The organism is Salegentibacter sp. Hel_I_6 (genome assembly GCF_000745315.1).
Taxonomy (GTDB): Bacteria; Bacteroidota; Bacteroidia; order Flavobacteriales; family Flavobacteriaceae; genus Salegentibacter.
Genome location: NZ_JQNQ01000001.1, coordinates 3,709,708 through 3,724,166, shown reverse-complemented (window position 1 = coordinate 3,724,166; position 14,459 = coordinate 3,709,708). Strand labels below are relative to the sequence as shown.

The 14,459-nt window shown below is 33.6% G+C and carries 13 protein-coding genes; 1 reads left to right on the top strand and 12 read right to left on the bottom strand.

Features of this window, described 5'->3' with window-relative positions; genetic code table 11:
• Positions 1-2: 2 nt before the first annotated feature.
• From FG27_RS16430 to FG27_RS16380, 11 genes are all read right to left on the bottom strand, one after another.
• Positions 3-1,979, bottom strand: a complete 1,977-nt coding sequence (locus FG27_RS16430; protein WP_037321046.1) for a nucleoside-diphosphate sugar epimerase/dehydratase — start codon at positions 1,977-1,979, stop codon at positions 3-5.
• Between the two features lie 14 nt (positions 1,980-1,993).
• Complete coding sequence (locus tag FG27_RS16425) at positions 1,994-3,148, bottom strand: DegT/DnrJ/EryC1/StrS aminotransferase family protein (protein ID WP_037321044.1); 1,155 nt, start codon at positions 3,146-3,148, stop codon at positions 1,994-1,996.
• Positions 3,141-3,743 carry an acetyltransferase gene (locus tag FG27_RS16420; RefSeq protein WP_037321042.1) on the bottom strand — a complete coding sequence of 201 codons (603 nt, stop codon included), beginning with the start codon at positions 3,741-3,743 and terminating at the stop codon, positions 3,141-3,143. Before FG27_RS16420 ends, FG27_RS16425 begins: the two co-directional genes overlap by 8 nt.
• A gap of 2 nt (positions 3,744-3,745) precedes the next feature.
• Entirely contained in the window at positions 3,746-4,351 is a 606-nt protein-coding gene (locus FG27_RS16415) for a sugar transferase (RefSeq protein WP_037321040.1), read from the bottom strand.
• A gap of 45 nt (positions 4,352-4,396) precedes the next feature.
• Entirely contained in the window at positions 4,397-5,560 is a 1,164-nt protein-coding gene (locus FG27_RS16410; RefSeq protein ID WP_037321037.1) for a glycosyltransferase family 4 protein, read from the bottom strand.
• 26 nt (positions 5,561-5,586) lie between these two features.
• Positions 5,587-6,747, bottom strand: coding sequence for a glycosyltransferase family 4 protein (locus FG27_RS16405; protein WP_037321035.1), 1,161 nt, complete (start codon positions 6,745-6,747; stop codon positions 5,587-5,589).
• Positions 6,748-6,760: 13 nt separating this feature from the next.
• Positions 6,761-7,480 (bottom strand): glycosyltransferase family 29 protein, encoded by a 720-nt coding sequence (locus FG27_RS16400; protein ID WP_037321032.1) that lies wholly within the window; start codon positions 7,478-7,480, stop codon positions 6,761-6,763.
• Positions 7,477-8,100, bottom strand: a complete 624-nt coding sequence (locus tag FG27_RS16395; protein WP_037321029.1) for an HAD family hydrolase — start codon at positions 8,098-8,100, stop codon at positions 7,477-7,479. Before FG27_RS16395 ends, FG27_RS16400 begins: the two co-directional genes overlap by 4 nt.
• The gene (locus FG27_RS16390; protein ID WP_037321026.1) at positions 8,081-8,767 is read right to left on the bottom strand and encodes a cytidylyltransferase domain-containing protein; all 687 of its coding nucleotides are present in this window, start codon (positions 8,765-8,767) and stop codon (positions 8,081-8,083) included. The genes FG27_RS16395 and FG27_RS16390 overlap by 20 nt, the downstream gene beginning before the upstream one ends.
• Positions 8,767-10,290 (bottom strand): aldolase catalytic domain-containing protein, encoded by a 1,524-nt coding sequence (locus FG27_RS16385; RefSeq protein ID WP_037321024.1) that lies wholly within the window; start codon positions 10,288-10,290, stop codon positions 8,767-8,769. The genes FG27_RS16390 and FG27_RS16385 overlap by 1 nt, the downstream gene beginning before the upstream one ends.
• 108 nt (positions 10,291-10,398) lie before the next feature.
• A complete protein-coding gene (locus tag FG27_RS16380) occupies positions 10,399-12,111 on the bottom strand; it encodes an ABC transporter ATP-binding protein (protein ID WP_231563341.1) in 1,713 nt (570 codons plus the stop codon).
• 217 nt (positions 12,112-12,328) lie between these two features.
• Between FG27_RS16380 and FG27_RS16375 the strand changes: the two genes are divergently transcribed.
• Positions 12,329-13,288 (top strand): glycosyltransferase, encoded by a 960-nt coding sequence (locus FG27_RS16375; protein WP_051935904.1) that lies wholly within the window; start codon positions 12,329-12,331, stop codon positions 13,286-13,288.
• Here FG27_RS16375 and FG27_RS16370 read toward each other — a convergent pair.
• A complete protein-coding gene (locus FG27_RS16370; RefSeq protein WP_037321020.1) occupies positions 13,256-14,230 on the bottom strand; it encodes a polysaccharide deacetylase family protein in 975 nt (324 codons plus the stop codon). The two genes, FG27_RS16375 and FG27_RS16370, sit on opposite strands and share 33 nt — an antisense overlap.
• Positions 14,231-14,459 lie beyond the last annotated feature (229 nt).

The window sequence follows — 14,459 nt, the reverse complement described above, 5'->3', positions numbered from 1 at the left end:
TTTTATTCACTTATTACTTCTTCTTTATTATCCAGACTTTCAAATAGAGAATTATTACTCTTAAATTCTGGAATAAGTACTTTTAGTTTACTAACCATTTTATCTGCCTTTAATGAGTTAGCAGATTTTATGATCTTTTCTATTCTTTCTTTAATCAATTCATGATCCCGAACTACTTCCTGGCCTATCATGATCTTTTTATGATGTGTAGGAAGCGTTTTACACTCATCATTCAGCAACTCCTCATAAAGTTTTTCACCGGGTCTAAGTCCCGTTATTTTCACTTTAATATTTTTATTTGGATCATAACCGGCAAGTTTAATCATTTTTATGGCCAAATCCATAATTTTTACCGGTTCTCCCATATCGAAAATAAAAATTTCTCCACCTTTCCCCATAGCACCTGCTTCTAATACCAGCTGACAGGCCTCAGGGATAGTCATGAAATATCTTATAATATCTGGATGAGTAATAGTCACCGGGCCACCTTTTTCAATTTGCTTTTTGAATAAAGGCACTACAGAACCATTAGAACCAAGAACATTTCCAAATCGGGTAGTGATAAATTTAGTAGTATTTTGATCATCCTTCACCATTGAGTGATAAAGTGACTGAACATACATTTCAGCAGCTCTTTTAGAGGCTCCCATCACATTACTTGGATTCACAGCTTTATCGGTCGAAACCATTACAAAATGTGAAACCTTATATTTTAAAGAAAGATCGGCTAGATTTTTTGTTCCCTGTATATTTACAAAAACAGCTTCGTGCGGATTTTCTTCCATTAAAGGAACGTGCTTATATGCTGCGGCATGATAAACTACATCAATTTGTTGATTTTGGAACATGAGCTCTAATCGCTTAAAGTTACCAACATCACAAATTATAAATTTACAGCTAAGCTCTGGGAATTTAGCATTGATCTCAAGGCTTAAAGAATGTAATGGAGTTTCAGCCTGGTCAAGAATTATTAACTTTTTCGGATTATATTGTGCTACCTGTCTTACAATCTCGCTACCAATAGAGCCTGCCCCGCCCGTGACCAAAATAGATTTTCCGGTTAATTGTTCAATCTTATTTTCAGGATTGAGTTTAATAGGCTCTCGCTCTAAAAGGTCCTCAATTTGAAGTGATTTCACCTTCTTTGCAATAGGTTGAGTATCCTCTCCCCAGGTAGAGATAATTGGTGCATTAAAAACTTTGATATCGTTTTCTAGACAGTCCTTAACGAAATTAAATTTTTCTTCGGCTGTAAAGCTATTTTCCGAAAGGATGACAGCTTCAGCGTTTACCGATTCTACCGCTTTGTGAATTTCAGCTGAATAATTAATAACAGGTTTATCCAGAAGTCTAATACTTTTATTATGTCTCTCATTGGTTAAAAATCCAACGATCTTAAATCTTCGCGGAATTTCGATATCCAGGGCACCTGCTATAGAAATTGCATTTTCATCAGATCCCAAAATAACAGCATTTAGAATATCCTCGTCCCTACTTACCAATTTAAAATATTCATAAATCTGCTTTACTCCTAATCTAAATAGAAAGAGTAAAGAAAAAGAAATACATAAATTAATCAATAACCCGCCAACTAAAAATAACTTTTGGTCAATAACGAAAAACGCTATATAATTAATTATCAACAAGGTGATAAAAGAACTAATCGTGGCGAGTAAAAGCTTTAAGGCATCTATATTAGAAGAGTAGCGAATAATACCTGCGTACGTTTTGAAGACATAAAAATAGAAAACGTGAACCGCAATGATAATAAATGCTTTATCGTAGAAACTAAGCACCGTGTAATAGTTTGGCGTTAGATCTACAACAATTAAAACAGTAAATAAGGTAGAAATAGCTACCAGAGAAAGATCTATTAAGTACACGGCCCACCTGGGAAGGTATTTAATATTTCTTAGATCAAGTGCATTATCGGTACCCGATAATATATTTCTCAATGCATTATTTACTTTATTCCCCATAATTATATTAAATTCTACTTTTTAAAACAGGAAAGAATTCCGGTTTTAATTCGGGATTTTTCTTCTTGAGTCAAATTAGAACCGGAAGGCAAGCAGAGTCCATTTTCAAACAATTTCTCTGCGACTCCATTTCCGTAAAAAGGAGCATTTTTAAAAACCGGTTGCAGATGCATAGGTTTCCACAAAGGCCTACTCTCTATGTTTAATTTTTCAAGATGTAAACGCAAATCTTCACGATTTATTCCCCCTGTCTCATTTTCATCAAGACTTATAACACTTAACCAATGATTAGAAAAATAATCATCACTTGGGGCGCTATAGACCTTAACTCCTTCAATTTCAGAAAACAAATCTACATAAAAATTGTGCATCTGTCGCCTTGCATTCACCCGGTCATCAATAACTTCCATCTGACCACGTCCAATTCCTGCAGAAATATTACTCAAACGGTAATTATATCCAATTTCACTGTGTTGATAATGCGGTGCAGCATCACGAGCCTGCGTTGCTAGGAAAACAGCCTTTTCCTTTGCAGACTGAGTTTTACTAACCAATGCGCCACCTCCAGAAGTAGTGATAATTTTGTTCCCGTTAAATGAAAGAATTGCATATTCAGCAAAAGTCCCGCAATTCTTACCTTTATAGGTACTACCAAGCGCTTCTGCAGCATCTTCTACAACAGGAATTTCAAACTCCGATGCAATTTTATTAATTTCATCTACCTGATATGGCATCCCATATAAATGTACGGCGATAATTGCCTTTGGTTTTTTTCCTTTTGAAATTCTATCCTCAATAGCTCTTTTCAAATGATTAGGGCATAGATTTAAAGTTTTTTCCTCACTATCTATAAAAACAGGTGTTGCGCCCAAATACGCTATCGGATTTGCTGAAGCCGCAAAGGTCATACTCTGGCATAAAACCTCATCACCCGGCTTAACGCCTAACATGATTAAAGCTAAATGTAAGGCTGCAGTCCCGGAACTTAAAGCAGCAACGGAGCCTTCATTTGATGAATTTTTAAAAAGATATTTTTTAATATCTTCTTCAAACCCGTTAACATTAGGTCCTAAAGGAGCCACCCAGTTCGCTTCGAAAGCTGCATTGACGAATTTTTGCTCATTCCCGCCCATGTGTGGAGATGATAACCAAATTTTATCTTTATTCATTCAGGTATTTTATAATTTTTCCAGGATTTCCAACCACTACGGCAAAATCTGGGATATCTTTTACAATCACGGCTCCTGCACCAATCGAGGCCCATTTACCAATTTTAATTCCGGGTATAACCGAAGCGCCTGCACCTATCTGAGTGCCTTCGCCTATACTAACGTTCCCGGTAACCACAGAATTTGGTGCTATATGCACAAAATCTTCAAGCTGCACATCGTGCTCAACAACCGCACCGGAATTTACAATACAATGTTTTCCAATTGTAGTTCCTGCATTAATAATAGCTCCTGGCATAATAACCGTACCTAATCCAAACTCAATATCTTCAGAAATAATTGCGGAAGAATGACTTACCGCTTCAGAAATCAAACCGGTAAACCTACAAGCCACCTGCTTTCTAATCACATTATTTCCAATTGCAAAAACTGAAGGTATTTTTAGTTGTTCTTTATTTGGTTCGTGAGTAACTTTAAAACCAAGAAATTTTTCAATTTTATCATTATCATCAAAAATTGAATCTATCTTGATATTTCTACTTTTTAGAATATCAAAAACTACTTTTCCATGACCGCTGGCTCCGTAAATATTCATCTTTAATTTTTTCCGTTAAAAGCTTCTGTGGTAGCCATGTTGGCGGTATTTATTCCCTCAGAAATCACAACTTTTTTAATTGTTTTGAAAATAATACTTAAATCCAGGCCAAAAGAAAGATTTTCTACATACCAAACATCATATTCAAATTTCCTGGTCCAGCTAATCGCATTCCTGCCATTAACCTGAGCCCAACCGGTAATTCCAGGTTTCACTTCGTGACGTTTTTTTTGTCTTTCAGAATAAAGAGATAAATATTGTGGTAGTAAAGGTCTGGGGCCTATTAAACTCATGTCACCCTTTAAAACATTTACTAATTGAGGAATTTCATCTATAGATGTTTTTCGAACAAATTTTCCCACAGCAGTTAAACGCTTATCGTCAGGCAACAAATTTCCTTCTTTGTCTTTTTCATCAGTCATTGTTTTAAACTTGATGATATTGAAAATCTGTTCATTTTTCCCTGGTCTTTTCTGAAAGAAAAAGGGTTTCCCTTTATTGGCCAAAGCTAATAAAACCGTGATTGGTATTAATAACGGACAAAGCACTAATAATGCCGCAAAAGCAATAAAAAAATCCAGTAAATTTTTTAAAAAGTGCCTGTACATAGAGGAATTAGAGAATTTGTGAACGCCAAATTTGGTTTTGCAAAATTAAGACTTTATGTATTCCTTTTCTAAGCTTTTGTATTCCTTTAACAAAATTTGCCAAAATTCCTTACGTTCATAGTATTTACAGATCTCCTCACGCGAATTTGCCGAAAGTCTTTCGAGGTAACTTTCGTTAGCAACAAATAACTCCATAGCATTAAATAATTTTGAAGTATTTTTCACTGGAATAATGACTCCATTCACACCTTCTACAATAATTTCATTACAACCATTAATATCGCTAACAATTGCCGGTAAATTCATAGCCCCGGCTTGCATTACCACGTTAGGAAAACCTTCACGATAACTTGGAAATGCCAGCGCATCGGAAATCGCAAAATAAGGCCTGACATCTTCCTGATAGCCGGTTATCAATATTTTCTCATTTTGCTGAATTTCCTTAAACGTTTCTTCTTTTAAAGGATCCAACTCTTTTTCAAAGGGCCCCACTAAAAGAAGAGAAATATTTTGATGTTGCTCTTTTAACTTTTTAAAAGCATCTACTAATTCATTTATACCTTTTTCACTAACCAGGCGGCCTATAAAGATGAATATAAAATCTTCCTCAGGAATGCCAAGGGATTGTCTTTTATTTTTCTTTTGGGTTTCGTCAAACTGGAAAGGATCAAAATATTTAGTATCAATTCCGTTTGAACTTCCTTTTCCAAGCACTTTTAGTTTATCTTCTTTTGCAAAACCTTCTTTTAAAATAATATCCCTTAAGCCCCTGGAATTAGGGTAAACTTTGGTGGCTAATTTATAGGTGAATTTTTCAACCTGATCTAAAATCTTTCGCTTATTCCCAGTGGTTTCCATGAGCGGTAAACCGGCAACAGTATGTAACCTAATAGGCACTCCTGCCATTTTTGCCGCCAGCATTCCTACAATTCCAGCTTTCGGAGTATGCGTATGAACAATCTCAGGTTTTTCTCTTTTAAAAAAATTGTAGAGTTTCCAAACCGCTTTAAGATCCTGTACCGGAGTAATCGCCCGGGTCATTTCAACCCAAAAAGTATTTACCTTATTATTTTCCCCATATTTTTCAAGACGTTCTTTTTCCGCAGCTATCGCAGTTACCTGGTAATGCTGGTTCATATAAGTAAGCTGACCTTCCAGGAGTTTTTCAAGTGATAAGGGAATGGTAGTTATGCGGATGAGTTTTTTCATTAAAATTATTTCTACGAGTACTAGATTTATTTAATATTCGCCATAGCCTCAACAATTCTTTCGGTGTATTTTTTCCAGGTAAAATTGCTTTCCATAGATGCAATTAAATGTTGTTTATTACTAAGTTTCTTTCTTAAATCCTCATCAGTAATTAAGTTGAATAAATGCTTCTTTAATTCTTTCTCATCAGGTGAGGTCAACAATAAATCTTCTCCATCCTTGAACATTTTTTCAACCGAAGGAATTCTAGGAGCGATAACCGGAAGACCCGCTGACAAATATTCAAAGATTTTTAAAGGATTCATATATGTATTCGCATAATGATGCACTGCAAGATCAAAGGAATTTAGATGTTTGTTAATCTCATCATGTTTTATCCATCCACGAAATTCAATACTATCTTCCAAATTTAGTTGAGATACTTTGGATAGTAATTTAGACATTGCGGGGCCATCACCAATAATAACAAGTTGTAGATCGGTAAATTGGGTTTTTAGATCTGCGAAAGACTGAATTAAAATTTCTAGTTTTTTATGATGATCTAAAGTACCTATATATCCAATAATAAAAGATTCTTTATTATAATTAAGCTCTTTTCTTAATTTCTGTTTTTTGTTTAACGGAAAAAATTTTTCGGTATCAGTTCCATTGTGAATTACGATATCCCTTATTTTATCTAATTTATCACCCATTATGGAGCTTCGAGAATAATCTGATATAAAGATATTCAAATCGGCTTCTATATAAGCTTTACGTTGTAGTTTCTGAAATTTATTTTTAAAAGCTATATTCCTAAAAGGTTCATCAAATGGCGATCCATTAATTTGGGTACATATTTTTAAATCGGGAAAATTATTTTTTATTTTATGAATCTGCAGAAAATTAGAGTCAATTTGCATAAATAAAACATCTGGCTCAAACTTTCTAATTTTGTCTTCCAAAGCTTTCATATAAAATTCACTCCTTCGAAAGAAGAAAATAACCTGAAATAGTGAGACTGCTTTAAGTTTATTTTTTAAACCTTCACCACTCTCATTCTCAACCCTAAATTCTTTTTTTACTTTTGGTGGAAAAATAGCCTTTTCCTTTATCATTGGTATATTATCCAATTGCTTATAGAATTCAATGGATTGAATGCTACCCCCGTGATTGGCATAATAAGATGTAGTATAATATAATAACCTCATAACTTGATCAAGTCTAAATCAATGATTCTAAAGCTCTGTCCATCTTCACATTCTCACAGGATGTGAGCTTTAGTTGCCTTTTAAAGGCCTTAAATTCAAGATCGGGATCGTGAATTCCCTGTTTCTTTAGATGTGCTTCATTTTTTTTTGGATCGGTTAATTCCTCCCGATAGCCTTTGGCGTATGGAGTTTTAAAAAAAGTAAAACCTGTTATGTATATTTCTTCACAATCACTCATCAACACGGCCATTAAAGCTGAAAAACCCACTGTAGGTACAAAAACTGGAATGTTTTCTCTAATCTCTCGAGCTATACGAGGAGCTAAAATGAAGGTTTCTTTTGATTTTAAATGACGTTTATAAAAATTAAGATGTGTTTTTAGACCTGTTGAAGTGTAATTTGGGTTGATCAACTTTTCAATTCCCATATTACTGAATTTATCAAAATCAATTGGCCCTCCTCCACTATAACTATTTTCATAAAAACTATGAAATAGATAGGTAAATTTCGAGCCTAAGTAATCCCTTTTTTCTTCTTCCCAAACCTGAGCAGCTTTATTAATTCTAATTACAATATCGTAGGAATCTATAAAATCTCCGTTTTTCTCATCAAAAATAGAATCAGCGGCTCCAACTATGGCTATCCGCTTATTCTTAAAATACTTTTCACTATTAAATATCCGTAAGGATAATAACATTAAAATTAGCGCATAAAAAGTTTTTATTAGTTTCAAGTAAAAGCCTTTATATATTTTGTTCCCAAACCCCTCAATGCAGTATTGTTATAGCCATAAAAATCTATTTTGTTTTGTCTAGCCGCTTCGAAATCATTTTTAGAATCCCCAATTAAACAAACCTCTTTCAGATTATAATTATATTTTATCAATAAATCAGCTACCAGTTCAATTTTAGGAGTTGGTGAACCACTTATCGTTTTAAAATATTCAGAAATTCCTAAGCTATTACAGAGAAACCTTAATTCTTCCCGATCAGAACCAGAGACGATGTGCATATTATATTTCTCAAGATTTCTTTTGATAAATTCTAAACTTTCTGAAATTAGATTTTTCTTGGAAACCAATCTTTCTCGCATTATTTCAGAATAATAATCTGTAAAGGTCTTTAGTTGGCCATCTTTCAATTCTTCCTTTCTAATCTGCTCAAAAAAATAGCGAAATTTCACATAACGGGATAAGCCTCCATTTTTATTATGATAATTTAAAAGCTCTTCTACCTGTTCTTGTGGGTATTTTTCAAGCACTTTCTTAAAACCATATTCACGTACGGGCATAGAGTCTAAGATCACCCCATCAAAATCCCATAGTATTACCGATTTACCTATAAAACCTATCATATATCGCTTCTGCTATTGTAAAATCCTCCTCATAATCTATATCGAAAGAAACTATTTTATTTTGAGAAAGTAGCATTGGGTGGGTTCCGATCCTATTTCCTTCAAGAAAATTTTGGCGCGAAGTTAAGAATATTGCATTATTAATTTCAAACCAATCGGGAAGATCCTGAGTGCGCGGCCAATCTAAACCGGTTGTATTATTTACTATTTTTCCGGAATTTTTATCGAAAAGGAACTCTTTATAATCCCTTCCGGAAACCAGGGAATCATAATTTTCAGACAAACTTTTTTCATATTGATTAATTGCGGTCTTATAGTTTTCCGTATCACAAAATGGCGAAGTTACATGCGACCATAGAATAAAGTCTCCGGCACAAACCGTCCCTGCATGTTTAATCAATTCAATTAATGGTGTTGAAGATCTGCATAATTCATCCGATCTTTTAATAAGTTTCAAATTTTTTAGCTTATCCTGAAACGACTTAGTAATTTCAAAACATTTAGCATCGTTGGTAGAAATTACAATTTCAAAATTTTCCGGCAACTTTGTGAGCTGAGCTAATTTTAAGCTTAGAAGACCACCTTCTATTCCTGCAAAATCACGAGTATTCTTTTTGATCACCCTTTGGCTACCACTTCTTACCGGTATAAAAATTGAATACTTCATTAAAGGAATGAATAAATAGAAGATTTTTCGACACTATATTCGCTCGGGGTTAATGCTATTAATTCTAAGTTATCTCTTTTATAAAAGCTAAAAACTCTCTCATTTTCCTCAAATAATTCCTGCTGTGCTTTATTAATTAAATTACCATAACCGTCATAACCTGAAAGAAAAATTTTTTTAGCTTTAAAAAATTCTGCAACTATTAAACAATATTCAGTAACCGAATCTGGAAAATGATAGGTTGTTTCTTCCGGTAAGCTAAAAAAACTCATATTTTCAATATACTCAGGAGATTTAAACCCCGGTGGAACAATAAGAATCTTTTTTTTGAATTCCTCCTGACTTATTTTATCCCTTAGCCTTTGCAATTCTTTTCCAGGAATTAAGTGTATATTCGGGTTATTTAAATACTCAAATACATTAGAATTTTTAGAACTTGCCAATATAACGGGCATTGAAGGATTAGCCTGAAGAAATTCCCTTATAGCAGTTTTATGTACCTCTACCGAGTTTCCCCCTCCAACTACTAATACCTCTGGAGTTTTATTTGAAGGTTTAAAAGCACTTAAATTAAACTTCCTGGTAGGTTTCTTTAAAGTTACTTTATCGATAATATTATTTAATGAGAAATATCTTTTATTTACTTGCTCCATCACCTCATTTTGTGGTAGCGAAAAACTTCCAGAAACCATATAAGGGAGATTAGTTCCCCAATTATACTTAGGCTTAAGTTTTAAAAAGGTTTCACGAACCTCATTTAAAATATCAAAATTTACATCTACTATTCTTCTTTCGTAAAGCACACTTAGTAATAACTCGGTTTTTAAATTTCCTGCACCCCTCCCCATCCCGTCTATAGTAGCATCAAGTATATCTGCCCCGCATTTAGCCGCTTCTAAAGTATTAACCAGAGCCATCTCGAGGTTATTATGACCGTGAAAACCCAGAGCTATTTTAAGTTCTGCTTTTATGTAATTAAAAATCCTATTTACATCCTCTGGGAAAAGGCCTCCATAAGAATCTACTACATAAAAATAATCACAAACTTTATTAAGGGATTTGATTTGTGATATATTTGGAAATCCCTCCTCCCATTTACTGGCATACATCAAATTAAAGGCAACCTCAAAGCCAAGCTCCTTTATTTTAGTCGCAAGGTCAATCCCCCGTTCAAAATTTTGGGGAGCTACAGCCAGCCGAACCAATTTAATTTTATTTATACAGGGACTAATAAGTTCCGCTGCAATACTGGCTTCTACATCCTTCTCATTTAGAATTATTGCCAGATTTTTATCGGTTTGCTTTTTAATTCTATCAATAAGGAAATCGGGTAAATAGAAATGCCCCCCGGCATAATTCTCTTTGGTAGGAGATCTATATCCTATTTCAATAATATCTATAGGCAAATTATTCATAGCCTTTAAATAAGTATCCACCAATTCTTCTTCAAAATCCCAGTTAGTATAGTACCCACCATCTCTTAAGCTACAGTCCAGTATTTTAAATTGACGTGAATTTGACATAAAATATTTAATTTATAAAGTTTACTCAATAATCGAGATTTAAACAATCCAAGGCCTATCCCGAAATCATTTTTCTGAATATCCCTTTTAAATAACGGGGATATTTTACTATACCTCTTGAAGCTGTACCATCTTTTGAAAACTCAGGGAATTTGCCAATAGTTCCCTGTAAGTTCCAATGCCTTGTATTTGGCCATTTTCCAAAAGGATAATTCTGTCTGCATTTTTAATTGTGGCTAATCGATGGGCAATGATAATAAATGTATACTGACCTTTTAGTTCATCAATGTTTTTCTGAATTTCAAATTCAGTCTCTGTATCAAGCGAAGAGGTTGCTTCGTCAAGGAACAAAATATCAATATCTTTATAAAGTTCTCTTGCTATAGAAATTCGCTGCTTTTGCCCACCACTAACATTAATTCCATTTACCCCTAGCAAATTATCTTCTTTCTTCTCCAGATTATTAATAAAATCATCGATTTTTGCCTTCTTAATCGCATTATTAAATCTCTTAATATTATCCTTATTTTTAGGTTGCCAAAAACTAATATTATTAAATATGGTATCGTTGAAGATTGTAGCATCCTGCACAATATATCCTATGCGCTTTTTGAATGATTGCATATCTAATTTATCCATTGGAATTTCATCAATTAAAACTTCCCCACTGTTAGGGACTAAAATTCCAGACAATAAATTCATTAAAGTGCTTTTGCCAGAACCGCTGGAACCTACAATTGCAAGACTTTCATTTTTTTTAACCTTAAGATTTATATTCTTTAATATAATGTCCTTTCCATACCCAAAGCTAACATTTTTTAAGAGAATTTCTTTTTCAAATTTATAAATTGGCTTCCCTCCCGCCTGTGGTTCTCTATTCTTTTCTAATTCCGAAGTGAAATTTTGAAGGTTATTTAGACTTCCGGAATTACCTAAAAACAAATTCCATTGTTCCTGGGAAGCCATAAAATAATTAAATGCCCTGTATATTAATAATAAGCTTAGAAGAATACTACTTACCAAGCCACCAAACACCTGGGAATAAAAGAATATAGCGCCAAAGATAACCAATATAACAAGAGGTTCTCTTATCCCAAATAATGCTGCATTCACCATCCCTAAACGCCGTTGTACCTCTTCCATACTAAGAATACTAGATTTTAGCTTTTTAGCATAATTTTCAATCAAACCTGTTGCTTTCAGATACTTGAATAAGTTAATCTTTTCCAGAAGTAATTTATGATAGCGATGATTCTCTGTTACTAATTTCCTCGAAAAATATTTAGTTCTTTTATATAGAAATTTAGATAAAAGATTAATGAATATCCCCCCAATTATAACAAGAAGTGTAAATTTCCAATCAACCCTCATGGAAAGCGCAAAATAAACAAACACCAATACTCCAAATTGAATTGTTTTAAAATAGTATTTATGAGCGAGGCTTATTTTAGAAACCTCTCCTCCTAGTGTATTCTGAATTTTTCCCGCATCTGTATTCACAAATGCCGGATATTTAAATTGCGAGAGTAAATCTATATTATTAAACCTAATTGCTTTCATCATTTTTTGTTGCCATAACACCCCTAAATAGCCTTCCAAAAATTTTACTGCCCCTTTGATACTAAATAATATAAGTATAACTATAAATACCCCGGTTAGAGTAAACTCTACATTAAAATTCTCTAATAAAAAGGAACTTAGCGCATCTGTTTGATCCTTTGGAACCCTTTCAGCGGTATCCTTAAAAACTATTTGAAGTAATGGTATAAATAGAGCCAATCCTAATCCATCCAAGACGCCGGTTAGTAAACTTAAGAACATTCCAACATATATCCTCCAGGTTAAGTAGGAATAAAAAAAACGAAAATAATAAAGTCTATTTTCGATCTGATATTTTAAATTCATATATAACTAATCTTGAAAGCGGGACTACTTCTTTAAAAAAAATTTAAATAAGCTCAATGCCTAATGACAAAAGTATAATTTTAGAATATCTTTATCCCTATTATTAAACAATTCATTAGAAAATTCCCCGTAAATGGACTTTAGTACATTTAAGAATAATTTTGAAAAAAGGAAAGTCGAGGAGGTAACAAACCAATGTAGCGCATCATCTTTACTAAGTGTTTGTGTACAAACCTATAATCAAGCTGAATACATTGAAAAGTGCCTAGATAATATACTCAACCAAAAAACCAATTTTGAATTTGAAATTTTATTAGGGGAAGATTTTTCTACAGATGGAACCAGAGAAATATGTTTAAAATATGCCAGGTTATTTCCTGATAAAATAAGGTTATTCCTACACCACAGAGAAAATAATATTAGTATAGCCTCTAAACCTACGGGGATTTTCAATTCTGTATATAACTTATTCTCCAGTAATGGGCAGTTTATAGCCTATTGCGATGGTGACGATATGTGGACCGACAAATATAAACTACAGAAACAAGTAGACTATTTATTTGCCAATCCTGACACTAGCTTAACCTACCACAAAGTAAACTTGATAGATGAAAATGATGTTCCAATTTTAAAAAATGAGGAAATTTCATTAAGCGAAAGGGATTTTAGTGCTTTAGAACTGCAGCGAGCATATATTCAACCGCCTATATCTACCTGGTGTTTTAGAAATTTAATTCAGGATATCCCTGTGGAATTCACGAAAATTTTTAATGGAGATAATTTTTGGATAAGTTTATTGGGAAATTACGGTAAAGGCAAGTTCTTAAAGGAAATTGAACCAAGTCTTTACCGCATACACTCCAGGGCAATGTGGAGTAGCATAGAAAGATCTATACAATTAAAATCTAAATTCAATACTTACATTCTTTTATCCAAATATTACAAAGCTTCTTCCCGGTTAGAACTCTCAAATTATTTTAAAGATCGCGCAAATGCCTATGCCAAAATGGTTTTCTCCAATTACATTAAAGCCGGAAGGTTTATAGCTCTTTTTAAATTCTTAAGATTTTATCTCAAAATGATCAGTTTTTAATTCGTTCATGTTTAAGGATTGCATAGCATACTTATTTTTTAGTTTTCTATAAAAAATAAGTATGCTCTCCAGTTCTCTTAAATTTTCATTGGGGTTATTCCCAAAATTATGGGGATGCCACCATAAATGATAATACTGCCCCATTTTTGCAGCGTATTCCATTTCCCTGTAAATCCTTTTGGTTTTTAAGCTATTGAGGATTTTCCTTCCAGAGTATGGTCTTAGTAGCCTACTCGCTTTCTGGCCGGTAATATTTTTAGTGAAATTCTGGATCTGCGAAGAACTATAGGATTTATCTAAAAGACCGAAATAAGCATCTCCCGTTCTAAAAATTTTTTGAATAAGGCTATCTTTCTGGGTATTTTTCCAGTACCAATTATTAGGATTAGTTCTAACTGCTTCTATTCCTGCTTTTCCGCAGATCTCGAGGTAATCTGAATTGTATTGGTTTCTGGGAAATACCAAAGATTTCAATTCTACTCCATGATTAGAAGCCAGTTCCGAAGACTTTTCTAAGTCTGATTTGAATGCCAGAGAATCCTGCCCAGGCTCAAGGCAGTAATAATGTGAATAAGTGTGTGACCCCAATTCCTGGCCCTTAGACTCAGTAATAAGTTTTACCAGGTTGGGTGCAAAACACAATTTTTCAGTTTCTTTAGATTGAATACTCTTCCCGTATTTATATGCAGAAAGATTTTTATTCTCATAGTCTGGCAAACATTCGGGAATATTTGCATTCCACTCATCCCAGTTTTCATTAAAAAGCATACCTACTGTGGCCCAGGTACAATGAATATCGTATTTGTGAAAAAGCTGAAGGAGTTCTGGAATGAGTTTACGAGTTCTTTCAAAATACGCTGTCTTATCTCTCCAATTTACTTTATCAAATACCCCCCACAAAAGTTCAAAATCCAGGGAAATTACTAAAGTTCCATTATTCATGTTAATTTGGTTAATTGGTTAACCCGTTAATTCGGGAATTTTTAATTAGGTAATTGACAAAGTTAAGATGAACTTCTAGAATCAGTATGACATCGATGTGATTTGTAATTAATTGGAATAGGTTTCACTATAAAACAAACACCAAACTTATAACTCACAACCAAGCACAGAGAACTAATCCAACAAAGATTGTTGCGCTCCTTCCTTGCTCTTAATGACCAAAACAACG